Genomic DNA, 22,936 nt, shown 5'->3' with positions numbered 1-22,936 from the left:
AACCACCTTAATTTACGCTGTCAGCATGGCTGTGAAATCGTCAAAAAGATATCTTGAATCATGTGGGCCTGGCGACGATTCCGGGTGGTACTGAACAGAGAATGCTTTTTTCCCCTTTACGCGAATCCCTTCAATCGATTTGTCGTTTAAGTTAACATGCGTGATTTCAACTGTATCCGAATTACGCACGTCATCGGCTACGACCCCAAAGCCGTGGTTTTGGCTTGTGATTTCACATCGATCCGCGATGATGTTTTTGACAGGATGGTTGATGCCACGATGACCATTGAACATTTTTTCTGTTCTAATTCCATTAGCTAAAGCTAATAGTTGATGGCCTAAGCAGATGCCAAACATAGGTTTGTCGGCTTTTAGTATTTCTTTAACGGTTTCCAGTGCATATGGCATTGCGGCAGGGTCTCCGGGACCGTTGGAAATGAAGTAGCCGTCAGGAGTCCAGCTTTCCATTTCGGCAAACGTAGTTTTAGCAGGAAACACTTTGACATATACATCTCTATCGCAAAAATTGCGTAGTATATTTTTCTTTACGCCCAAATCAAGTACGGCAACCCGGTAACGAGCATTTTCATCCCCGAAGTGATAAGCTTGTTTAGTAGACACTTGTGTCGAAAGTTCCAGTCCCTCCATAGAAGGCACTTCTTTCAGCTTTGCTTTGAGTGCATCTATGTCTAGTATTTCAGAAGAAATAATAGCATTCATGGCTCCCTTATTTCTGATATGTCTTACGAGTGCGCGAGTGTCAACATCCGAAATTCCAACCAAATTTCCATCCTGGAAATAACCCTGTATTGATTCCTTTGCAAGTTTACGACTAAAGGGCACACTGTAATTTTTACAAACAAGTCCTGCAATCTGTATTTGATTTGACTCGATCTCTTCCTCAGCGGTTCCGTAGTTACCAATGTGCGCATTTGTGGTTACCATGATTTGGCCAAAGTAAGAAGGATCCGTAAAAATTTCCTGGTAACCTGTCATACCGGTATTAAAACAGATTTCTCCGGTAGTGGTGCCAATTTTTCCGGCAGCTTTACCATGGTAAACTGTGCCATCTTCTAAAAGTAAAATTGCAGGCAGTTTAGTGTAATTACTCATTTTTTATATACTGATTTATGTTCTTTGTTTCCTTCTGATCATCCATACAAAAAAAACGGCCTTTAGAGGCCGATAGACTTTTAATATGAATAAAAAATAATGGGTGTGCCGGAATAAATCCGGTTAAAATCGATAAGGATATGAAGCCGCTTACTTCAATTTTCACGAGGGACAAAGATACGCAAAATTTATCATATCCGCGAAAAAAATAAAAAGCTATTTAAGAACCGAATCATGTACGACCACCTTTTCCCAATATTGACTGTATTGTTCAATTGCTTTCAAATGAATTGGATGCGTTCCATAGGTCTCCAAATCTTCAAGCGAATTAAAATATACCAATAAATTATAGGTAAAGCTATTGTCCACTACATCTCGTGGTGTGCTATTTGCTGCTTTGCCATAGTGGAGCGATTTGATATTCGGCACTTTTCGCAGTTCTTCGAAAAATCCGGTGAAATCATTAATTTCTTTTTCAGATAGTCCTTTTTTTAACCAGAAAAGAACGTAGTGCGTAATAACTTCCTGTTTGTTTTTGCTCATGTTTTTACTGATATGGTTATTAATGCTGGCTTGTGTTAGCATAGGAGTCGCAGCTATGGCTGCTACTAAGCCCGATGATCGTTTAATAAAGAGACGCCTTTTCATTATTTATTTATTAGTTGCCATGTTATACTTCCGGTTCTTGTTGGCTAAGGCAATGCCAGCTACCAAGCCCCCATATTACATCCGTACTGTCAATACCGATTACATGATGGTGTGGGAAGCAATCAGCTAAGATATCCAGTGCCTTTTGATCATTCTTGTCACGGTAGGTAGGCACAACAACCGCTGCATTGCTGATATAAAAATTAGCATAGGACGCAGGCAAGCGCTGATCTTCATGAATGACAGGAGCGGGCATAGGCAATTCGATGATATCCAACTGTTTTCCGTTGAGTAAACGCATCTCCTTCAAAAGATTTAAATTATCCTGCAAAAGAGCATAATTCTCATCACTTTTGTTTTCTTCTATTACGGTAACAACGGTACTATCATTCACAAAACGGGTAATATCATCAATATGTCCGTCTGTATCGTCTCCAACGATACCATCTCCCAGCCAAAGGACTTGCTCCACACCGTAATACTGATAGAGATATGCTTCAATTTCATGTTGATTGAGATGCGGGTTTCTATTTGGGTTTAACAAACAAGATGTAGTCGTTAATAAGGTCCCTGTACCATTAAAGTCTACTGAACCACCCTCCATGACGATTTGTGGATGAACTACGGGAAGGTTTAACGCTTTCCCAATAAGGGTAGGTATAACATCGTCTAAATCAAAAGGCGGATATTTGCCGCCCCAGGCATTGTATCCCCAATCTACAATGACTTTGGGTATGTCTGCATGCGGGTTGATCAGGAATGCAGGCCCATGGTCGCGGCACCAAGCATCATTAGTGGGGTGGTCAAAAAACAAAATCTTACTTAGATCAACGCCTTCTTTTTCTAATTGTTCTGTAGCCTCTTGTTTCAGCTTTTCACTCCCGATATTAATGCATACCTGTTCTCCCGCTGATATCGCCTTGATGAATTTGCAGTAGGGTTTATATATAGTGTCTATTTTGCCCGGCCAGCTAGCTTCCTTATGCGGCCAGCTCAACCATGTTGCCCGATGTTTATGCCATTCGGCAGGAAAAAAATAGCCTTTATCTTTAGGGTAATTCATTTTACTCTTCGTCAATAAATCTTTTTGTTATCGATTCGTAGCTGTCAATCCTTCTGTCTCGCAAAAACGGCCAATGGGATCGATAATAATCAGATTGGTTGAGGTCGACTTCCGTTACAACCGTCTCTTCATCTTCATGCGAGGCCTTATAAACTAAAGCACCGAAAGGGTTGGCAATAAAAGAACCTCCCCAAAAACGAACACCCGCCTCAATTCCAACGCGGTTAACGGAAACCACCGGGATGCCGTTTGCTATAGCGTGCGAGCGTTGTATCGTTTGCCACGCATTATATTGTTCTTCATTGGTTCCCGCATCCTGCGTAAGAGCCCAACCAATTGCCGTTGGATAAAAAAGTAATTCAGCACCCATCAGCGCAGTGATTCTAGCAGCCTCCGGATACCACTGATCCCAGCAAATTAAAATGCCTATTTTTGCAAATTTCGTTTTAAAAACTTTGTAGCCGAGGTCTCCGGGAGTAAAGTAAAATTTTTCGTAGAAACCCGGATCGTCCGGAATATGCATTTTGCGGTATTTGCCTAGATAGGTTCCATCTGCATCGATTACCGCGGTTGTGTTATGGTAAAGACCCTGCGCTCTTTTTTCAAAGAGTGAAGCGATGATAACAACCTGGTATTCGGCTGCTACTTTACTCAATGCATCGGTAGATGATCCCGGGATTGCTTCAGCCAAGACGAAATTATCATAGTTTTCTTCGTCACAAAAGTACAGTGATGTGAACAACTCCTGTAAACATATAATTTGTGCCCCTTTTTCCGCTGCCACTTTTACTTGTTCAATGGCTTTTGCCAAGTTGGTAGCTTTATCGGCTACACAGCTCATTTGAACAGTTCCTATTTTAACCTTAGACATGTAATGATATTTTTTTGAATTCTAAATCGTGTTTAAAGCATGCTTTTAGTTTCCCGAAGCCAGTTTTTTTCCTATGCCACGGGTGATTTTAAAGCTTTTTTCGCAACCTAGCAACTGGAATATTCATCGCTTCGCGATATTTGGCTACTGTACGGCGAGCAATTGTATAACCCTTTTCTTTCAAAATCTCCGTTAACTTTTCATCGGCTAAAGGTTTTCTTTTGTCTTCATTAGCTATGCACTCCTCGAGGATTTTCTTAACTTCCTTATTTGATACCTCTTCACCGCTATCCGTTTGAATGGCCTCTGAAAAGAACGACTTTAATAAAAAAGTGCCAAATTCTGTCTGAACATACTTTGAATTGGCTACTCTCGAAACCGTTGAAATATCCATGTCGATTTTATCAGCAATATCTTTCAAGATCATTGGCTTCAAGTTACGCTCGTCACCCGTCAGAAAATAGGTGTATTGATAATTCATAATCGCATTCATGGTTTTCAATAAGGTCTGTTGACGCTGCTTAATAGCATCAATGAACCATTTTGCAGAATCGAGCTTTTGTTTTACAAACTGAACAGCCTCCTTCATTTTTTTATCCTTTTGCGCTGCCTTGTCGTAGTGTTCGAACATTTCCTGATACGATCGGCTTACGCGCAGCTCGGGGGCATTTTGCGCGTTCAGCGTAAGAATCAGTATACCGTCATTGTTCGTAATATGAAAATCAGGTATAATATGCAGTTGCTTTTCAGAAGCAGATCCGGCGTCACCAGGTTTTGGGTTTAGCTTTAAAATTTCATCTACAATTTTTTTTAATTCGTCGGAATTGATGTTCAACGCTTTTTCAAGCTTATCATAGTGTTTTCTTGTAAACTCATCTAGATAATTCTCTACCACTAAAATAGCTTCCCGAATGACGGGGTTGTCCTGATCTTTTTTTCTGAGTTGGATTAGTAGACATTCTTGCAAATCACGGGCGCCTACACCGGCAGGATCAAATGTTTGAATGATTTTTAGAATTTCTTCAACCTCCTCCTCTGTTGCCATGACGTTTTGCGAAAATGCCAAGTCATCTATTAAAGATAGTATAGGCCTCCGAAGATAACCGTCGTCGTCTAGGCTGCCGATTATCTGTTGGCCAATTAAAAAGTCTTTGTCGTTCAGTGCCAACAAATCAAGTTGTTGTTGCAGGTTTTCAAAAAAAGAATTTTGAATAGCAATGGGCATTTCTTTTCGGTCTTCCTCATCATCGCTGCTATTGTTAAGATTATTTCCATAATCGTTAACATCTTCTTCTTGCAGGTAATCATCTACGTTAAACTCGTCCCCTTCACTTCCTTGTTCTTCTTCATTATAATTGTCCTCGGGATCTTTGTCGGGGTATTCTTCTGCCGGTTCGTTCATGTTCGTTAAGCTCATGTCTTCCAGTGCAGGATTTTCCTCAAGCTCTTCCTTAATACGGGCGTCCAATGATACCGTTGGTACCTGCAGCAGCTTAATGAACTGGATTTGCTGCGGTGATAATTTTTGAAGTAATTTTTGCTGTAAACTTTGTTTTAGCATATCAAATTAATGGGTACATTATTGCTTTATGATCAGCACCCTTTGGTGCAAAAGTACAGATTTTTTAAACGATAAGGCGATCCCTTTGGTATTAAAATACTATTTATTTGCTTAAATTTTTATTTGAATAAACAAAAATATTTACTTTAGTGTTACAGAAATGTTGAACTAAAAACACGAAATATGGGTTTCGCAAAAGAATTTAAAGAATTTGCCATGCGTGGCAATGTGGTTGATTTAGCTGTCGGTGTTATCATCGGAGGAGCATTTGGAAAAATCGTAAGTTCCCTGGTGGAAGATATCATTACACCCGCTATTCTTACCCCGGCTTTGGAGGCCGCCAATTTGAAGAATTTGTCTGAACTGGTGATTCCGGGGACGGCAATTAAATATGGCAACTTTTTGTCGCAGGTAATTTCCTTTATTATTGTTGCTTTTGCCCTTTTCCTAATCATAAAGGGAATTAATTCGTTGAAGAAGAAGGAAGAAGCTGCCCCGTCCGCACCGCCTGTACCTAGCAAGGAGGAAGTTCTTTTGGCAGAAATCAGGGATATATTAAAAACTAAGAATTGATGTTTTTTATACTTTGAAGCACCCAAGACGCATAGTGGACTGATAAAAGCCCATCATTGCCCGCCGGCTCCAGCCCGGTAGATAATGATGACGGTGTAAGATCCTGCTCGGCGCTTAAGATAATATAAATAAAGCAGGCAAGATAATTTGATGACGGATCGACCGGGTATTTTTCGCTCACATATTTCAGCTCGACAGGTATGGATAGCCAGTATAGGAATCTATTTTAATAATATATTTCCGCTATAAAATAGCCTTCAAATAGCGGAAAAGAGCAAAATAAATTCATTTTCTATGTAGAAGCCATTGTTTTGCATGAAAAATAAATTTATTTAGGTTTGAATATTAAGGAATAAGCCTTACCTTTGCGATCTTGTTTTAAGAACAGAAAGATGTATAGGGTGCTACTCCTCATAATACAGGGGCAGCTTAAAAATATAAAATTAATAGTAATGAAAAGAACATTTCAACCTTCGCAACGTAAAAGAAGAAATAAGCACGGTTTTAGGGAGCGTATGGCCACTGCTAATGGTCGTAGAGTATTAGCTTCCAGAAGAGCAAAAGGCAGAAAAAAATTGACTGTTTCTGACGAACGTCGTCACAAAGCATAAGTTTATTTCTCCGGTACCTTGCTTTTTTACGCCGAAGCCAGCGCCGGTTTCGCTGTATAATAAATAGCATTTGGTATTTATGGTGAGATACACATTCAAAAAGGAAGAACGACTTTGTAACAAAAAACTTCTAACGAAGCTTTTTCAAAGTGGTTCTTCCTTTATTTTATACCCATACAGAATTTCTTTTTTACCAAGCCAACACCTTCCACATCCTATTCAAATTGTTGTTTCCGTTCCAAAGCGTCGTTTTAAACGAGCGGTTGACCGAAATCTTTTAAAGCGACGTACCAGGGAGGCGTATAGGCTACAAAAGCATATTCTGCATACTTTTATCACGCACCATGAGGAGGAACTATTGCTTGCTTTCCAATATATAGGCAAGGAAATCCTCGATTATCAAACTATTCATAAGCGAATGGGGATTGCATTAGCGAAAATTCAGCATGAATATAATACGCATCATATGGCAAAGGGGAATTAAAAGCATAATAGGTTTCATTTTTTTAATGTTAATCAAAGCGTACCGATTATTTATTTCTCCTTTATTTCCCGGAACTTGTAGGTATACACCCACCTGTTCTCAGTATGGTATAGATGCAATTAAAAAACATGGCCCATTTAAAGGTGGGTGGTTGACATTAAAACGTATTGGCCGATGTCATCCTTGGGGTGGGCATGGACATGATCCTGTACCTTGACGGAATAGCTTGAATGTTTTTTAGAAAATGAATATTTTACATATTGAAACGGCAACATCGGTTTGCTCTGTAGCGCTAAGCACTGATGGGGTAGTGCGAGCCTCTATAGACCGGCATGAACCTAATATTCATGCTTCGAAATTAACGGTTTTTATTCACCAGGTTTTAAACCAAGCGAATTGTAAAATTAACGATTTGGATGCTGTGGCAATCAGTAAGGGCCCAGGATCTTATACGGGTTTGCGTATTGGCGTGTCCACGGCAAAGGGCATTTGTTTTGCCTTAGACATCCCGCTAATTGCTGTTGATACCTTGGAAGCGATGTTTAAAGGATTCAGCTCAACGGTTGCTAAAACGAGCGGACAATCGGATCTTTTCTTTTGTCCAATGATTGATGCACGAAGGATGGAAGTTTACTCAGCCATCTACAGTGGGCAAGGGAATCAAATCCGACCTGTTGAGGCTCAGATTATTGGCGCGGATTCTTTTGAGGAGTTCTCGGAGCGACAACAAAAGATTGTTCTTTTTGGTGATGGCGCTAACAAATTTTCATCGCTGTTTGAAGGAAACGAAACGGTCGTAGTGTCCGGTAATTTTCTGAACTCGGCAAAATATCTTGTTGATGAATCTTGTCGAAAGTGGCACTGTGAGGCATTCGAAGATGTCGCGTATTTTGAACCTTTTTACTTAAAAGATTTTATTCCGACCACGCCAAAAAAGCACTTAAAGTCTTAGTCTAACTTATAAGCTGCTAATTTACGGCCATCCTTACTGATTAGCGCGTACCTATGTCCATCGTTCTTCAATCCGCCAAAATAGAACGGAGCATACCCTTCCAACGGAAAGCCCTTAGCGATTGAGCCATCGTCTTCAAATACGTACAAAAGCTTGGCATTAGTGGTTATACCAATGGTATGCGTTTTGTTGGCTGACGGAAAAAATAAGGGAGGTCCTGCAATTTCGGTATTGAAATTATGACTGAATAAGAGCGTACTGTCTTTACTTGAGTAGGCATAAAGCTGTCGATCATCAGCAAATATAAGCTCAGGAATGCTGTCGCCCTGTATGTTTTCAGTAGCAAAATGAAAGTTTTCCGTCCATTTTCCGAGGCTCGTTTTGGTTTGTCTTTTATCGAAGTAAAAACTTACTAGCATGCCGCTTGTATCGGTTGTAACAATTCGTGATTCAGATTGGTCGCTTGGGTTTGTTTCTACGCCAAAGTTATTCCGAAAAACATCATTGCCGGTGCTTTCAAGTAACGAAACTAAATTGCCGTTATGATTGAATAAGTAGACCTGGCCACTGCTTGTCAGCGCTATTACATAATTGAAGTCTTCTAAAAGTGCCGTTTTCAAGTTAAATAAAATATGACCCTTAACAGTTTTGTTCTTCCATTCGGGTAATTCTTTTCCATTACTGTCATAGCCAAGAATCCGTTGCTCGGCTGGAATGAATATTTTTTCATAATCCTTATTGACACGAAATAGGGTCATACCAGCCGTTGCGGGATGGTTTAGCACAATGGGGAAGCCAAACATAGGAGAGCCATTGGGAGCAAATCTATACAGTCGTTCCGCTGTGTTGAAAACCAAACTTTTATCAGGAAGCTGGGAAATACGCCCAAGGATCGGTCCTGACAAAGCAGTTCTCCACAACTCTTTACCTTCGGTTGAGAAGGCGTACAATCTATTGCTTTTATCCTGCGTAACAATAAAGTTCGTACTGTCGGTATAAGTCCAAACGCTGGGGGGATAGGCAATTTCACTGCTCAAATCGGCAACCCACTCCGCTTGTAAATTCGACTTATCAGCAGAAAGATATTTTGCGCTTAAATTGCTGTAGAAATTCCCATTGTATCCGCTCAGTTGAAAAGAAAATGCCTGAAAATCTTTAAAATTGAAATTTGCCGTATCGTTGTACACCTTCTCAAATGCCGGCTTTAAAAGTCGCTTGATATTCAGTTTTGCGTTTTCGTTATGAATAAAGAACGTGACATTAGATTTGTTTGCCTGCAGTCGGCTGAATTCTATAAAGGGAATGGTATTTATTAAGAGTTGCTTTTCTTCATATTGTTTTCTGAGTTGCTGAAGCGTGCTAATGGTGTTGGCACAAATTAAATAATTATTGATTAAGGTGAAGTATGGCCGTTGAAAGGGAAGCATCGGATCACCAAACGAATAATACAATAGATTGGAATTGTCGAACCTGCGTATATCTTCTGTAACGGCAGTGGTGAGTTTTTCCATATTTCTTTCGAAAATAAGTGAGTCCTTCACTTTAATAATTCCTAAAGTTTCCCTTGTGTTTAACTCAATCGATGCGAATTCATTGCCCCACTGATTTAATAAGGCTGTATCGAGATCGATTTTTTTAGACGACTTTATCAGTGCTAGTTGGTCATTGATTCGATTTAATTGATTGCGTTTTTTTAGCAGTTCAGTCAATTCTTGATGGAAGCCCTTATAGTTAGAAAGGGCAAAGGCGGCATAAGCTGCGGTGTTTGCCGGGAGCACTCGCTTCAGCTCGCCTTCTACAGCCGACTGCTTGGCGTAGATCGATAGGTAATTACCCTTCGCCATGGCATGGTCCATACTACTCAACCCGCTAAACATGAGGGCATCACTTTTGAAATTCATATTCAGCGATGACATGCCCTTCAGTCCTTCCAATAATTGTATGTTATTGCCCGGTTTTGTTCTTATTAAGTTATTAACGAACTTAAACACTTCGCTATGGTTCAAATGAAGGTTAAGTATGGAATTGTCGTTCTTATGCCCATTTTTGGCTAATTCTTGAAGAAAATCGGCCGATAGATGTGTCGCTTTATCGTCTGTGGCCCGAGCAATTAAATCACGTTGATGGCTGAAAAACGCTACTCCTGATCTAAAGGCGACGTAAAAGGAATTGTCAAGCGCTCGTATTTTAATGCTATAGAGATAAGAAGATGTTGAATCGGCTGTAATTGTTCCCACACCTTCCAGGTTTTTCTGCAACATTGAGGCGGCGTTTTCGGGCGTCAATTTTGTTTTAAAAGGAATCGTCAATAGCCAGTTGATGCGGTCCTTTGTGGGATGAAAAGAAAAATAGAGCGTTTGCTTCGTCGTAGGTTCCGAAAAGTCAGGACTCTTTAAAAACTGTTTATGTAGATAGCTAAGTTCATGTTGTGTTTCCTTGCCAAGGATTGCTTCAAAGATTTTAAAATCGTTGAAGATGTTATAGAAAGACTTATCGTTTTGGAAAGATACCAAAAAAGCGGCATCTGCCGGGATATAGGCCAAAGCGTTGTTTTGATTGCGACTATTACTTTGTAAACTTGTAAAATATAGTATGGCCGCTGCAATTACTGCAACGAATAATATGCTGGTAATTATTATTAGCTTTCTCATGGGATATAAGCAAAGTTAAAAAATTAACATCGCACCAAGCGAATATGTAATAGGTTTATTAAATTAGCGGATAAAACTGAACTGACTACATGAACAAACGTATTATACTTACAGCTGCTTTTTTTGGGATGATAGCGGTTGTTTTGGGGGCATTTGGTGCACATGGTCTTTCGGGTCGAATAAGCGACCAGAGCCTGGATAATTGGCATACGGCCGTTAACTATCAATTTTACCATACGTTAGCCCTTCTCTTTTTAGCTACTTTTTCGCGCGCAAAGAACATATTGATCAATCTTTCCTATATTGCTTTTACAATCGGTATATTTTTCTTCTCGGGCTCATTGTATTTGTTATCTACACGTGAGCTAACAGGAATCAGTGCCACACATATTTTGGGGCCTATAACACCCTTGGGAGGATTGGCCTTCATCTTAGGTTGGGCCAGTTTGTTTTTAGCTACCCTGAAAGGGAGGTAGTTGGCTCCACATTTTTATAATCTTATTATTTATGTTAGAACTTCAGGCGGAAGGACATCAACAGGAAAGAACTACAAAGTTTGTTGATGTTATACTGCCATTAGCTATTTCGAAAACTTACACTTATCGTGTACCTTATGAACTGACGTCGTCGGTGGCTGTTGGGAAAAGGGTTATCGTACAATTTGGAAAAAGTAAGATATACGCTGCAATTGTCTATGCTATATCATCAAAAGCACCCGAACGCTATGAGGCGAAATATATATTGGATGTTTTAGATGATTCACCGGTCGTTACTGCAGATCAGTTGAAGCTTTGGGATTGGGTGAGCGACTATTACATGTGTCATATAGGCGAGGTCATGCAGGCTGCCATGCCGGCCGTTTTCAAACTGGCCTCCGAGACGAAAGTAATGGCATCCGATCGATTGGCTTTGGTAGACAGAACTTCCCTCAATGATAAAGAATTTCTAATATTGGATGCTCTTGATTTGGCCGGCGAGCTGAAGGTGAGCGACATCATGAAGTTGTTAGGACAAAAAACGGTGTTCCCTATATTAAAAAGCCTGTTTAATAAAGATGCCATTGTCATATCTGAAGAGCTGCGGGAACGTTACAAGCCAAAGAAAAAGGCGTTCGTCGTTCTCAGCTCCTTTTTTGATCAGGGCGAGGAGCGGCATCTGCTTTTGGATAGTTTAGAGCGTGCCCCTAAACAGCAAGATGCCGTATTAGCTTATTTACAGTTGCGTAAAAGACAAGAACACATAGCAAAGAGTGAATTATTGGAAGCAAGCGGCTGTGGGCAGTCGGCCTTAAAGGCTTTGATAGATAAAGGCGTTTTTATCATTGAGGAGCGCGTTGTAAGCCGGTTATATGGTGAAGATGTTTTCGTGGAGTCCGGTTTTGATTTAAGTGCAGCGCAGCAAGAGGCGATTGAATCAATACAGCGTCAATTTTTAGAAAAAGACGTCGTGTTACTTCACGGTATTACCGCTTCCGGTAAGACCCAGCTATATATTCGCCTTATTGAAGCGGCGCTTACACAAGGAAACACGATCCTGTATCTTCTACCCGAAATCGCTTTAACTTCACAAATAGTAGAACGTCTCCGGATATACTTCGGACAGGAAGTGGGGGTCTATCATTCCCGTTTTAATGATAATGAGCGGGCAGAAGTATGGCAAAAAGTTTTAAAGGGCGAGATTAGAGTAATTTTAGGTGCTCGATCGGCCGTCTTTTTACCTTTTCAAAACCTGGGCTTGATCATTATAGACGAAGAACACGAAATTTCTTTTAAGCAATTCGATCCCGCCCCTCGTTATCATGCCAGGGACACAGCGGTCTATCTTGGACATTTACATCATGCAAAAGTGCTGTTAGGGTCAGCTACACCTTCTATTGAGACCTATTACAATGCCAAGTCAAACAAATATGGATTAGTGACCTTGTCGCAACGATATGGTGAATCTAAGCTTCCGACGATCCGTATTGTGAGCTTAAAGGAAGAAGGTCGTGATAAGCGACTGCAGTCTTATTTCAGTGAAGTGTTATTAAATGAGATTAAGCAGGCAATAAATAATAAAGAGCAGGTAATTCTTTTCCAGAATAGAAGAGGGTATACCCCGATGCTGTTGTGCCGCACTTGTGGATACACTCCGAAATGTACAAACTGTGATGTTAGTTTAACTTTTCATAAGAGTACAGGTAAATTACATTGTCATTACTGTGGATTTAAAGAAGAGCAGATCCAGGTATGTCCTGCTTGCGGATCCACGCACTTAGAGAATAAAGGTTTTGGCACGGAGCGGATTGAAGAGGAACTGTCCATGTTGATTCCGGAAGCCAAAATCGGCCGTCTAGATTTGGATTCCACAAGGGGGAAGGATAGCTTCGAACGGATAATTACCGACTTCGATGAGCAGCAGTTCAATGTGCTTGTTGGTACCCAAATGGTAGCAAAAGGATTGGACTTTGGTAAGGTTACCGTTATTGGAATTATCAATGCAGACGCCTTGATTAATTATCCCGACTTCAGAGCTTTTGAAAGAAGCTTTTCTTTGTTGTCGCAAGTAAGCGGTCGTGCCGGAAGGAGAAGTTCCGCAGGAAATGTTATTATACAGGCTTACGCAACCCAGCATCGCGTACTCGAGCAGGTCGTAAATCATGATTATGAAGGGATGTTTATGACTGAGGTTCAAGAGCGGAAACATTATGCTTACCCACCTTTTTATCGATTGATTAAGATTGACGTAAAACACAAAGATCAAAACGAGGCGTATAATGCTGCCCAACGTTTGGGTACCTTACTGAAGGAGGCCTTCGGTAATCGGGTTTTAGGTCCTGAAACGCCACTCATTTCGCGCATCAGAAATTATTTTATTAATACCCTGCTGATTAAAGTCGAACGTGATGGAACCAGTATACAAAAAGTAAAGACGGCTCTTCGCAAGCTACTCATCACTTTTGAAAGTAACAAGGCAAATAAAGGAGTTTTTGTGCAACTGGATGTGGATCCTTATTAATATAGATTGCCAAAATTAAATTGTACACTCAGGATGCCAACAGGGCCGAAATAATACTCCCAACCTTTTTCAGTTGGTCTTTTTTCAGTCGTTTCATCGTGGGCAATTTCTATCTTTTGAAAACTGTAAGCAACGGTTAGGTTGCTCTCGGCGGCTATGGTCACTGTAGGGATAATATTAAATTTTAGGCCGATAAAGGGAGATGCCAATATCGCATCTTTCCGATCGATAACAGCATCATTTGTAACGTTTATATCGCTGCCATTCATGTATGAGCCTTTGTATTTCTGGTATGTATAACCGAGATCCAGACCAAAGTAAGGCTGTAAACGCGTATAGGTTATATTTTTTTCAAACCCAATCTTGATGGTTGTGTTTTTTAAGTTTCCGTTGCCACTGCAATTGATGCAATTGCCATTGAGCGAAACATCTTTGTCGAAATACGAGCCGGCGATTCGGTAGCTTATTTGGTTGTCATTAAACTTGAAAAATAAACCATTAAATGCCGATGAATAAAAATGTTCACGTGTAGTTTGGTCCAGTATTTTGGGGAATTGTTCGTAGGCGAAGGCTCGTAATCCAACTGAATATAAAAACTCGGAAAAACGAGGTCCTTGCTTTTGGGGGATATGAATCGGTTTGTATGCTAGCGTATCAATACGTGTAATTTGCGCACACAATGGAAAACTTATACTAAAGAATACTAAGGCCAAAAGTACTTTCCTCATGTTATTACATTTAACGATCCAAAGACGCTAGAAAGATATGAAGATTTTGTCGAATGCGCCAAAAAAGTAAAAAATAATACCCAAGTCCTGAATTAATTAGGAGTAGACCATCCAAACGAGCTTCTTTTAATGCCAAAACAAACGTATTTTTGGAAGAGTAATGGCTTATAAATTTGTAGACAACTATCGGGAAAAAGGTGCCAGAAAGCAACTGGTTGAAACATTAAGAAAAAGAGGTATTGCTGATGAGGCAGTATTGAGCGCTGTTGGAAAGGTGCCACGCCACTTTTTTTTTGATGAGACCTTTTGGACACAAGCGTACAAAGACATCGCTTTTCCTATAGGCGACGGACAGACAATCTCTCAACCTTACACGGTAGCCTATCAAACGGAGCTGTTGCATATTAGGAGAGGGGATAAGGTGCTTGAAATTGGAACGGGTTCAGGTTACCAAACATGTATTTTACTCGAACTTGGAGCCGAAGTTTTTACCATTGAACGGCAAACTAATCTTTATAATAGGACTATTAAAGTGCTTCCCTACATGGGATACCAAGCCCACTTTTTTTTAGGAGATGGTTCAAAAGGATTGCCTCAATATGCTCCTTATCACAAAATTATTGTAACAGCAGGTGCACCTTTTGTGCCCGAAATCATGTTAAAACAATTAGCCATTGGAGGTATATTGGTTATCCCGGTAGGTGATGCAAAGACACAAAAAATGGTGACGGTTATTCGTACAGGTGAACAAGATTTTGAGAAGATCGAACTTGATACCTTTCGATTCGTTCCGCTTGTAGGCGATCAGGCCTGGTAGGTTTTACATCCTGTGCGCCGTCAGGATGCAAAGGCGTGGTTGCCGATGTTACAGCTTATAAGTTCGTGACAATTCCCTTTTTGTATCCCGTTCTTTGATACTTTCCCTTTTGTCGTAATCTTTTTTCCCTTGAGCAAGTGCAATTTCGACTTTCGCATACCCCCGCTCATTTACGAAAATCTTTAGCGGAATTATCGTGAAGCCCTTTTCTTCCCCTTTAATTTTTAATTTAGCTAACTCTTTTTTGGTCAACAGAAGTTTTCTGTCGCGCTTTGATTCATGATTATAAAAGGAGCCATGTGAATACTCAGCTATATGCATATTCCGAATATACAAGCCATCATTTAAGAACGCGCAAAACGCATCCCCTATATTCGCCTTGGACTGCCGGATCGATTTTATCTCGGTTCCCAATAATTGAATACCGGCAATATACTTTTCAAGGATATGGTATTCATAATAAGCCTTTTTATTCCTTATATTAATGTCGTTAGACATAACTCTTTATCTTAATCTATTTAATAAAAATGTTCTCGGCAACCTTTTGCGAAATGGTAGTCGTTTTCCCATCTATTTCAATCTCCATTGATCCATCAAAAGCGAAGCGCTTCTTGATCAGGATGGGGTCACCAATAGCTATGCCAAGTTGAGAGACATATTGTAAAAATTCAGGACTGTTATCTTTCACTGCATTTACCTTTTTCTTGCTTCCCAACGTGGCTTCTGCCAGGGTCTTTCTTTTTTCTGTAACCAGCACCCCTTTAGCAGAGGGAATTGCATCACCATGAGGATCAAATTGTGGACAACCGAGATACTTGTCCAATCGCTCAATCAGTTTTTCAGATTTGATATGTTCAAGTTGTTCAGCAACTTCATGTACTTCGTCCCAACTAAACCCTAATTTATCAAATAAAAACGTTTCCCAAAGGCGATGTTTTCGCACCACGGCAATTGCATGAGCGCGTCCTTGATCCGTTAAGGAGATTTTGCCATATTTTTGGTAATCTACTAAGCCCTTTTCCTTTAATTTCTTTAGCATATCTGTGGCGGTAGCAGGTCGCACGTGAAGCTGTGAGGCAATTTGATTCGTGCCAGCTTCTTGTTGGCCATTGCTGTCCTCTGCAATATGCAACAATACTTTCAGATAATTCTCTTCAGTAATCGATAACATAGGGGCAAAGGTAAAGAAAAAGTGGTCAACTATACCTACCTATTATTACCTTTGCTATATGTCGATACATAAAGAAGTTAGAAAAGTTACGGTAAATAGCATCTTAGAGATGAAAGCTACCGGTGAAAAAATTTCGGTATTAACGGCTTATGATTATACCATGGCAAGTATTTTAGATGCAGCGGGTGTTGATATAATCTTAGTGGGTGACTCGGCTGCCAATGTAATGGCCGGTTACGATACCACGTTACCAATAACCTTAGATCAGATGATATACCATGCCGCCTCAGTTTCCCGGGCAATCAAACGAGCCATGCTGGTGGTTGATTTACCTTTTGGAAGCTACCAGGGAGACCCATATGATGCTCTAAAAGCAGCCGTACGGGTTATGAAAGAAACGGGCGCCCATGCGCTGAAATTGGAAGGCGGGATAGAAATCAAAGAAGCTATCAAATTAATTATCAATGCCGGTATACCGGTAATGGGACATCTCGGACTTATGCCTCAGTCGATAAACACGTATGGTGGTTACGGTTTAAGGGCGACCGGTGTACATGAAGCGCATAAATTGAATACAGATGCGCAACTTTTGCATGAGTTGGGTTGTTTTGCCGTTGTGTTAGAAAAAATTCCCGCCAAACTGGCGAAAGAAGTAACGGATCATTTGCGTATACCAACCATTGGTATAGGCGCAGGTTCGGCAACGGATGGACAAGTGCTGGTTGTTCATGACTTATTAGGGTTGAATAAGCATTTTAAACCAAAATTCGTTCGCCAGTATTTGCAACTTGATCAACTGATTACCTCCGCGGTTCAACAATACATCGCAGATGTGAAGGCCGTAGAATTTCCGAATGATAGCGAGCAGTATTAAGTATGAATAAGCTGCTTCGTAACCAAAGGTGTTAAGATAGTTTGTAATATTGTTGTAGAACACACAGCCTTTTTGAACTAATCGCTATTTTTATAACAATCAAATCAGCTTACATGAAAAAAATCTGTCTACTTGCTTTATGCCTGTATCTATTTTTTAGTAAATCCTTTGCGCAACCGGATCCACCGGCCGATACGGTTATCTCCACGAAGCATACCACCGTCATTAAAGGGAGCAAAATTGCTTATAATACAAGCATCGGTATGCAGCCGATATGGAATGACGAAGGCAAAGCCATTGCAACGGTCAACTATACCTATTATGAACGATCGGACGTAAACGACAAAAAGCATCGACCCTTGGTGATCTCGTTTAACGGAGGGCCCGGTTCGGCGTCCTTATGGATGGAAATTGGTTATACAGGACCGCGGATTCTGACTTTGGATGATGAGGGCTATCCGGTGCAGCCATATGGAGAGATGCGCGATAATCCCTATTCTATTTTAGATGTAGCCGATATCGTTTACATTAATCCTGTAAACACCGGCTATTCAAGAATTCTGGATAAAAAAACAGATAAGTCACTGTTTTTCGGAGTAAATGCCGATATCAAATACTTGGCTGCCTGGTTGAATACCTTTGTTACCAGAATCAATAGGTGGCAGTCTCCCAAATATCTAATTGGAGAGAGTTACGGAACAACGCGTGTATCGGGCTTGGCACTTGAGCTTCAGGATGCGCAATGGATGTATCTTAATGGAGTCGTTTTGGTGTCTCCAACCGACCTCGGATTAAAAAGAGAAGGGCCGGTAGACCTTGCCTTGCGGCTCCCTTATTTTGCGGCTACGGCTTGGTATCATAAGGCGCTTGGAAGCGATATGCAGCAAAAAGACTTGGATCAATTACTGCCTGAAGTTGAAGAATTCACCGTAAACGAATTGTTGCCCACGGTAACGCGAGGTGGTTCGGTACCGATGGCCGAGAAACAACAAATTGCGTCGAAAATGGCGCGATATGCAGGGATATCAGAAAAGTTAATACTTCAGAATAATTTCGACATATCTACTCAGTTTTTTTGGAAAGAACTGTTGCGTGATAGAGGTTTAACCATTGGACGTTTGGATTCGCGCTATCTTGGTAAAGATAAAAAAGATGGGGGCGAGCGGCCGGACTATAATGCTGAGCTTAGCTCCTGGATGCACTCCTTTACTCCCGCAATCAACTATTATGTTCGCAACGAACTGAATTTCAAAACCGACGTAAAGTATAATGTCTTTGGTTCTGTATATCCTTGGGATCGTAGTGATGATCATACAGGCAACGATCTACAACAGGCCATGGCAGAAAACCCTTATCTGCATGTCATGGTGCAATCCGGCTATTATGACGGTGCTTGCGACTATTTTAATGCTAAATATAATTTGTGGCAAATGGATCCTGCCGGGAAGTTTCAGGATAGAATGTCTTTTAAGGGATATCGCACAGGGCATATGATTTACATGCGGCAGGTGGATTTAGAAAAAGCAAATGATGATCTGCGGGAATTTATTGCTAAGTCGACCGTAAAGAGCGGCGTTCCTGCAAAATATTAATAATATTATTAAAAATAATACAAACGCCTGAACATGCTGTTCAGGCGTTTTTTTTTGAAGGTGATATAGAATTGAACACCTTTCGGGAGTTGAAAAAAAAAGCGCCCCAGTAGTCCGTATTCCCTAAACAAAAGCCCGATACGCTTGTTCAATGAGAGTCGATATCTTAAGAAGTTCGTCACCACGGCAATTATTTGCAGGATATCGAAGAAGCTTACGCAGAATCCTTGTTACAGATATAATGAGATTTAAAAACTATGGAACGAAAAGTCTACCCTGGTAGTCCCTATCCGCAAGGGGCCACCTATGATGGCAAAGGAACGAACTTCGCTTTATTTGCCAGACACGCAGAAGGCGTTGAACTTTGCCTCTTTGATTCAGATCAATCAGATGCCAATGAAGAACGAATACCTATCAAAGAAAGAACCCATGATATTTGGCATATCTACCTTCCGGATGTGAAACCCGGACAGAAATACGGCTATCGGGTCCATGGCCCCTATAAACCGGATGAAGGACATCGCTTTAATCCAAATAAGCTTTTGATGGATCCCTACGCCAAGGCAATAGCCGGTGTTATCAAGTGGCACGAGTCTATTTTTGGATACAATATCAAAGATGGTGAAAAAGACCTAAGTTTTAACGAACAAGATAGTGCCCCATATGTTCCTAAATCGGTTGTTATCGATGATTCCTTCGATTGGGGGAACGATCGAAAGCCTAATGTTATGTACCATCAGACCATCATCTATGAAGCACATGTTAAGGGGTTCACTTATACACATCCCGATATCCCGGATAATATCCGAGGTAGCTATGCAGCTATCGGTCATCCCACAACTGTTCAATATCTAAAAGATCTTGGAATTACTTCCATAGAACTCTTGCCCATTCACCATTTTGTAAATGACTGGCATCTCCAGGATATTGGCCTAAGCAATTATTGGGGCTACAATACGATAGGTTTCTTTGCACCTGATGTAAAGTATAGCTCCAGTGGCATGAATGGTGAGCAGGTTACAGAGTTTAAACAGATGGTGAAAAATCTACATGAAGCAGGTATCGAAGTGATTTTAGATGTAGTATACAATCACACGGCAGAGGGTAACGAATTAGGGCCAACGCTAAGTTTTCGTGGCATTGATAATAGCTCTTATTATCGGCTTACTGAAGATGGTCGTTATTACGTAGATTATACCGGTACCGGAAATACTTTGAATGCCAACCTGCCAAATGTGCTGCAACTGATTATGGATAGTCTTCGTTATTGGATTTTAGAAATGCGTGTTGACGGCTTCCGTTTTGATTTGGCATCAACGTTAGCGCGCGAGTTTCATGACGTAAATAAGCTGAGCGCATTTTTTGATATTATCCACCAAGATCCAATTATCTCGCAGGTAAAGTTGATTGCAGAGCCTTGGGATATCGGAGAAGGGGGGTACCAGGTAGGTAACTTTCCTGCAGGCTGGGTGGAATGGAATGGAAAATATCGTGATTGTATACGCGATTACTGGCGCGGAGAGGAAAGTAAATTAGGTGAATTTGCCTCTCGATTTACCGGTAGCTCCGATTTGTATCGGGATGATTACAGAACACCCACAGCCAGTGTAAACTTTATTACTGCGCACGACGGTTTTACCCTGAATGATTTGGTTTCTTATAACGAAAAACATAACGAAGCCAATGGCGAGGATAACAACGATGGGGAGAGCCATAATCGTTCTTGGAACTGTGGAGAAGAAGGTCCAACTGATAATTTGGAAGTTTTGGCGTTGCGGTCTAAGCAAAAACGGAATTTTTTAACCACCTTGTTTTTATCTCAAGGTATTCCTATGTTATTGGGTGGCGATGAATTGGGACGTACACAACAAGGGAACAACAATGGCTATTGCCAGGATAATGAAATATCATGGTATAATTGGAAAGAGGCAGATCAGGACTTGTTAGCCTTTACCAAAAAATTAATAAACTTAAGAAAAAGCCATCCAACCTTTTGCCGCCGAAAATGGTTCATGGGACAGAAGATAAAGGGTGCCGGTGTTGAAGATATCGTTTGGTTTTTGCCGGAAGGTAATATTATGCCGGACGAAGCATGGGATAATGATACTGCTAAATCGCTCGCGGTTTATCTAGATGGTAGAGGGATTAGGTCGGTAGACCCTAAAGGCAATAAAATTTACGACGATCATTTTTATGTAATCTTCAATGCTCATCATGAGCCGATTGATTATAAGCTTCCAAATGAAAAATATGGAAGTAAGTGGACTAAAGTATTAAATACCGATGACGCTCAGCTAGAAGATGAGAATGGTTATCAACCGGGTGATGTCATCAAAGTGGCCGGGCGTTCCGTTGTTCTTTTTCATGCTCCTTTACAGGATTAATTTCACGATTATATTATGAGCCGATCACTTAATTTTAATGCTTTTGGAGTAGATATTCATACCGGTCAAACCACAATAGGAGTATGGGCACCGAGTAGTAAGGAAGTCCGCGTACATGTCGAAAATGGTGACGTAATCGACCTGAAGGAGGCCGGCTTTGGTTTTTGGTCTGCCAATACCGAAAAAATAAAAGATGGTACCTTATACAAGGTAGCTTTAGATCAGGAATCCGCTTTGCCGGATCCTGCCTCTCGTTTTCAGCCTCAGGGCGTCCATGGGTATTCTCAGGCTATCGACCTAAGCAAACGCAATTGGTCAGACCAACAATGGCATAACCTGGCATTGGAAGACTATCTTATTTATGAGCTTCATGTGGGTACGTTTACTTCTGATGGAACTTTTGACGGGGTTGTCGGCAAGCTTGATCACTTAATTGAATTAGGTGTAAACGCGATTGAGATCATGCCGGTAGCCCAATTTCCCGGTGAAAGAAACTGGGGCTATGACGGTGTCTTTCCTTTTGCTGTCCAAGCAAGTTACGGTGGGCCGCGCGCTTTGCAACGCTTAGTTGACGCCTGTCATCGCAAAGGGATAGCCGTTATTCTAGACGTCGTTTATAACCATGTCGGACCGGAAGGGAATTATCTCGAATCATATGGGCCCTTTTTTACCGATAAATACCATACGCCATGGGGAAAAGCCATCAATGTGGATGATGCTTATTGCGATGGCGTACGGCAATTTATTCTTGAGAATATGCGGATGTGGTTTCGCGATTTTCATATTGACGCACTTCGACTGGATGCCGTACATGCTATCAAGGATTACGGAGCAAAGCATATTTTGGCAGCCATGCGTGAACAGCTGGATGAGCTTTCAGCCGTCAGTGGAAAGCCGTATTACCTTATCGGCGAGTGCGATTTAAATGATGTCCGTTATATTACTCCGGTAAACGAGGGCGGTTATGGACTGCATGCGCAATGGATCGATGAGTTTCATCATGCCTTGAGAGTTACCGTGGGCGAGCCCCGAAACGGATACTATGCCGATTTCGAACCGCTAATTCACTTGGCAAAGTCTTTTCGCGATGGGTATGTTTATGACGGGACGTATTCACCTCATCGAAAAAAAACATTCGGCAATAAAGCGTCCGAAGCTAGTGGAAGTCAGTTTGTCGTTTTTTCTCAAAATCATGATCAAATTGGCAATCGTATGTTGGGCGAACGCAGTAGTGCCTTATACAGTGAGGGATTGCAGAAGGTAATGGCTACTGCTGTGTTGGCGTCCCCTTATATTCCTATGTTATTTATGGGGGAAGAATATGGGGAGAAAAAACCTTTCCTATATTTCGTCAGTCATACCGATGAAGAACTTGCAGAGGCCGTAAGAAAGGGTAGACGTGCTGAATTTAAGGACTTTCATGGCGAAGAAGATGCTCCTGATCCAATGGCCGTGGCTACCTACGAACAGTCGAAACTTAACTGGTCAGCCTTAGATGAATCGAACCATCGGGAAATTTTTACCTTTTATAAACGATTAATTCAATTAAGAAAGAAATACGAAGCATGGCATCGATTAGACCGTAAGCATATAAATGTTGAGGTCTGCAGCGATTCAGGTGTTTTGCTGTTAAATCGATGGTCCGATCGGGAGTCGTTATTTTTTTATTTTAATTTCAGTGATAAGATCCAAGAAAGAAAGGATCACTTTCTGCAATATCCCAGTGCTAAAATTTTTGATACTTCTGATTCCCGGTTCTTCCAGAACGATTTTGTAATACCAAGCCCACCAATTTTGCACTTAGCTCCGCAGAGCGCATCTATTTATTACCAAACAAGCAAATAAC

At 41.0% G+C, this 22,936-nt stretch carries 21 protein-coding genes; 12 read left to right on the top strand and 9 right to left on the bottom strand.

The window, feature by feature from the left end:
- Positions 1–12 precede the first annotated feature (12 nt).
- The 5 genes from carA to rpoN all read right to left on the bottom strand — a co-directional run bounded on the left by carA (position 13) and on the right by rpoN (position 5,256).
- The gene (gene carA / locus ACH11B_RS01790; protein ID WP_013663647.1) at positions 13–1,113 is read right to left on the bottom strand and encodes a glutamine-hydrolyzing carbamoyl-phosphate synthase small subunit; all 1,101 of its coding nucleotides are present in this window, start codon (positions 1,111–1,113) and stop codon (positions 13–15) included.
- A gap of 216 nt (positions 1,114–1,329) precedes the next feature.
- Positions 1,330–1,761, bottom strand: coding sequence for a Dabb family protein (locus ACH11B_RS01785; protein WP_377612126.1), 432 nt, complete (start codon positions 1,759–1,761; stop codon positions 1,330–1,332).
- 22 nt (positions 1,762–1,783) lie between these two features.
- Positions 1,784–2,824 carry an agmatine/peptidylarginine deiminase gene (locus ACH11B_RS01780; RefSeq protein WP_377612124.1) on the bottom strand — a complete coding sequence of 347 codons (1,041 nt, stop codon included), beginning with the start codon at positions 2,822–2,824 and terminating at the stop codon, positions 1,784–1,786.
- 1 nt (position 2,825) lies between these two features.
- Positions 2,826–3,695 carry a carbon-nitrogen hydrolase gene (locus ACH11B_RS01775; RefSeq protein ID WP_377612122.1) on the bottom strand — a complete coding sequence of 290 codons (870 nt, stop codon included), beginning with the start codon at positions 3,693–3,695 and terminating at the stop codon, positions 2,826–2,828.
- An 88-nt stretch (positions 3,696–3,783) separates the two neighbouring features.
- Positions 3,784–5,256, bottom strand: a complete 1,473-nt coding sequence (rpoN, locus tag ACH11B_RS01770; RefSeq protein WP_013663643.1) for an RNA polymerase factor sigma-54 — start codon at positions 5,254–5,256, stop codon at positions 3,784–3,786.
- A gap of 183 nt (positions 5,257–5,439) precedes the next feature.
- Here rpoN and mscL point away from each other — a divergent pair, with 183 nt between their 5' ends.
- The 5 genes from mscL to tsaB all read left to right on the top strand — a co-directional run bounded on the left by mscL (position 5,440) and on the right by tsaB (position 7,876).
- Positions 5,440–5,829, top strand: a complete 390-nt coding sequence (gene mscL / locus ACH11B_RS01765) for a large-conductance mechanosensitive channel protein MscL (RefSeq protein WP_013663642.1) — start codon at positions 5,440–5,442, stop codon at positions 5,827–5,829.
- A gap of 452 nt (positions 5,830–6,281) precedes the next feature.
- Complete coding sequence (rpmH, locus tag ACH11B_RS01760; protein WP_041387836.1) at positions 6,282–6,440, top strand: 50S ribosomal protein L34; 159 nt, start codon at positions 6,282–6,284, stop codon at positions 6,438–6,440.
- Positions 6,441–6,519: 79 nt separating this feature from the next.
- Positions 6,520–6,924: a ribonuclease P protein component gene (locus tag ACH11B_RS01755; protein ID WP_130857888.1), complete on the top strand. Its 405-nt coding sequence runs from the start codon at positions 6,520–6,522 to the stop codon at positions 6,922–6,924.
- Positions 6,887–7,141, top strand: a complete 255-nt coding sequence (gene yidD, locus ACH11B_RS01750) for a membrane protein insertion efficiency factor YidD (protein WP_013663639.1) — start codon at positions 6,887–6,889, stop codon at positions 7,139–7,141. Before ACH11B_RS01755 ends, yidD begins: the two co-directional genes overlap by 38 nt.
- A 27-nt stretch (positions 7,142–7,168) precedes the next feature.
- Complete coding sequence (tsaB, locus tag ACH11B_RS01745; protein WP_377612120.1) at positions 7,169–7,876, top strand: tRNA (adenosine(37)-N6)-threonylcarbamoyltransferase complex dimerization subunit type 1 TsaB; 708 nt, start codon at positions 7,169–7,171, stop codon at positions 7,874–7,876.
- Here the strand turns inward: tsaB and ACH11B_RS01740 are convergent.
- Positions 7,873–10,527 carry a hypothetical protein gene (locus ACH11B_RS01740; RefSeq protein ID WP_377612118.1) on the bottom strand — a complete coding sequence of 885 codons (2,655 nt, stop codon included), beginning with the start codon at positions 10,525–10,527 and terminating at the stop codon, positions 7,873–7,875. The genes tsaB and ACH11B_RS01740 overlap by 4 nt on opposite strands.
- 89 nt (positions 10,528–10,616) lie before the next feature.
- Here ACH11B_RS01740 and ACH11B_RS01735 point away from each other — a divergent pair, with 89 nt between their 5' ends.
- Positions 10,617–11,003: a DUF423 domain-containing protein gene (locus ACH11B_RS01735; protein ID WP_013663636.1), complete on the top strand. Its 387-nt coding sequence runs from the start codon at positions 10,617–10,619 to the stop codon at positions 11,001–11,003.
- A gap of 31 nt (positions 11,004–11,034) precedes the next feature.
- Positions 11,035–13,524 carry a primosomal protein N' gene (gene priA / locus ACH11B_RS01730; protein WP_377612116.1) on the top strand — a complete coding sequence of 830 codons (2,490 nt, stop codon included), beginning with the start codon at positions 11,035–11,037 and terminating at the stop codon, positions 13,522–13,524.
- On the opposite strand, the gene ACH11B_RS01725 is transcribed toward priA, so the two are convergent.
- Positions 13,521–14,252, bottom strand: a complete 732-nt coding sequence (locus tag ACH11B_RS01725) for a hypothetical protein (protein WP_130857892.1) — start codon at positions 14,250–14,252, stop codon at positions 13,521–13,523. The genes priA and ACH11B_RS01725 overlap by 4 nt on opposite strands.
- Positions 14,253–14,412: 160 nt before the next feature.
- Between ACH11B_RS01725 and ACH11B_RS01720 the strand changes: the two genes are divergently transcribed.
- A complete protein-coding gene (locus tag ACH11B_RS01720) occupies positions 14,413–15,069 on the top strand; it encodes a protein-L-isoaspartate(D-aspartate) O-methyltransferase (protein WP_130857893.1) in 657 nt (218 codons plus the stop codon).
- Between the two features lie 48 nt (positions 15,070–15,117).
- Here ACH11B_RS01720 and smpB read toward each other — a convergent pair whose 3' ends face one another.
- Both smpB and ACH11B_RS01710 read right to left on the bottom strand, forming a co-directional pair.
- Entirely contained in the window at positions 15,118–15,567 is a 450-nt protein-coding gene (gene smpB, locus ACH11B_RS01715) for an SsrA-binding protein (protein WP_130857894.1), read from the bottom strand.
- Positions 15,568–15,583: 16 nt separating this feature from the next.
- Positions 15,584–16,240 (bottom strand): metal-dependent transcriptional regulator, encoded by a 657-nt coding sequence (locus tag ACH11B_RS01710; RefSeq protein ID WP_013663631.1) that lies wholly within the window; start codon positions 16,238–16,240, stop codon positions 15,584–15,586.
- A 58-nt stretch (positions 16,241–16,298) separates the two neighbouring features.
- Here ACH11B_RS01710 and panB point away from each other — a divergent pair, with 58 nt between their 5' ends.
- From panB to treZ, 4 genes are all read left to right on the top strand, one after another.
- A complete protein-coding gene (gene panB / locus ACH11B_RS01705; RefSeq protein WP_013663630.1) occupies positions 16,299–17,114 on the top strand; it encodes a 3-methyl-2-oxobutanoate hydroxymethyltransferase in 816 nt (271 codons plus the stop codon).
- A gap of 113 nt (positions 17,115–17,227) precedes the next feature.
- A complete protein-coding gene (locus ACH11B_RS01700) occupies positions 17,228–18,706 on the top strand; it encodes a S10 family peptidase (RefSeq protein ID WP_013663629.1) in 1,479 nt (492 codons plus the stop codon).
- A gap of 257 nt (positions 18,707–18,963) precedes the next feature.
- Entirely contained in the window at positions 18,964–21,090 is a 2,127-nt protein-coding gene (gene glgX / locus ACH11B_RS01695) for a glycogen debranching protein GlgX (RefSeq protein ID WP_377612114.1), read from the top strand.
- Positions 21,091–21,105: 15 nt separating this feature from the next.
- Complete coding sequence (treZ, locus tag ACH11B_RS01690) at positions 21,106–22,935, top strand: malto-oligosyltrehalose trehalohydrolase (protein WP_377612112.1); 1,830 nt, start codon at positions 21,106–21,108, stop codon at positions 22,933–22,935.
- Position 22,936: the final 1 nt, after the last annotated feature.

It is taken from the genome of Olivibacter sp. EAT-5, assembly GCF_044784325.1.
GTDB lineage: Bacteria > Bacteroidota > Bacteroidia > Sphingobacteriales > Sphingobacteriaceae > Olivibacter > Olivibacter oleidegradans.
Note: the sequence above shows the minus strand (reverse complement) of the source record. Positions and strands in the feature narration are given on the sequence as shown.

Excerpts from the sequence above, each read along its gene's own strand:
- carA (WP_013663647.1), bottom strand. The coding sequence starts at position 1,113 with ATGAGTAATTACACTAAACTGCCTGCAATTTTACTTTTAGAAGATGGC.
- ACH11B_RS01785 (WP_377612126.1), bottom strand. The coding sequence starts at position 1,761 with ATGAAAAGGCGTCTCTTTATTAAACGATCATCGGGCTTAGTAGCAGCC.
- ACH11B_RS01780 (WP_377612124.1), bottom strand. The coding sequence starts at position 2,824 with ATGAATTACCCTAAAGATAAAGGCTATTTTTTTCCTGCCGAATGGCAT.
- ACH11B_RS01775 (WP_377612122.1), bottom strand. The coding sequence starts at position 3,695 with ATGTCTAAGGTTAAAATAGGAACTGTTCAAATGAGCTGTGTAGCCGAT.
- rpoN (WP_013663643.1), bottom strand. The coding sequence starts at position 5,256 with ATGCTAAAACAAAGTTTACAGCAAAAATTACTTCAAAAATTATCACCG.
- mscL (WP_013663642.1), top strand. The coding sequence starts at position 5,440 with ATGGGTTTCGCAAAAGAATTTAAAGAATTTGCCATGCGTGGCAATGTG.
- rpmH (WP_041387836.1), top strand. The coding sequence starts at position 6,282 with ATGAAAAGAACATTTCAACCTTCGCAACGTAAAAGAAGAAATAAGCAC.
- ACH11B_RS01755 (WP_130857888.1), top strand. The coding sequence starts at position 6,520 with ATGGTGAGATACACATTCAAAAAGGAAGAACGACTTTGTAACAAAAAA.
- yidD (WP_013663639.1), top strand. The coding sequence starts at position 6,887 with ATGAATATAATACGCATCATATGGCAAAGGGGAATTAAAAGCATAATA.
- tsaB (WP_377612120.1), top strand. The coding sequence starts at position 7,169 with ATGAATATTTTACATATTGAAACGGCAACATCGGTTTGCTCTGTAGCG.
- ACH11B_RS01740 (WP_377612118.1), bottom strand. The coding sequence starts at position 10,527 with ATGAGAAAGCTAATAATAATTACCAGCATATTATTCGTTGCAGTAATT.
- ACH11B_RS01735 (WP_013663636.1), top strand. The coding sequence starts at position 10,617 with ATGAACAAACGTATTATACTTACAGCTGCTTTTTTTGGGATGATAGCG.
- priA (WP_377612116.1), top strand. The coding sequence starts at position 11,035 with ATGTTAGAACTTCAGGCGGAAGGACATCAACAGGAAAGAACTACAAAG.
- ACH11B_RS01725 (WP_130857892.1), bottom strand. The coding sequence starts at position 14,252 with ATGAGGAAAGTACTTTTGGCCTTAGTATTCTTTAGTATAAGTTTTCCA.
- ACH11B_RS01720 (WP_130857893.1), top strand. The coding sequence starts at position 14,413 with ATGGCTTATAAATTTGTAGACAACTATCGGGAAAAAGGTGCCAGAAAG.
- smpB (WP_130857894.1), bottom strand. The coding sequence starts at position 15,567 with ATGTCTAACGACATTAATATAAGGAATAAAAAGGCTTATTATGAATAC.
- ACH11B_RS01710 (WP_013663631.1), bottom strand. The coding sequence starts at position 16,240 with ATGTTATCGATTACTGAAGAGAATTATCTGAAAGTATTGTTGCATATT.
- panB (WP_013663630.1), top strand. The coding sequence starts at position 16,299 with ATGTCGATACATAAAGAAGTTAGAAAAGTTACGGTAAATAGCATCTTA.
- ACH11B_RS01700 (WP_013663629.1), top strand. The coding sequence starts at position 17,228 with ATGAAAAAAATCTGTCTACTTGCTTTATGCCTGTATCTATTTTTTAGT.
- glgX (WP_377612114.1), top strand. The coding sequence starts at position 18,964 with ATGGAACGAAAAGTCTACCCTGGTAGTCCCTATCCGCAAGGGGCCACC.
- treZ (WP_377612112.1), top strand. The coding sequence starts at position 21,106 with ATGAGCCGATCACTTAATTTTAATGCTTTTGGAGTAGATATTCATACC.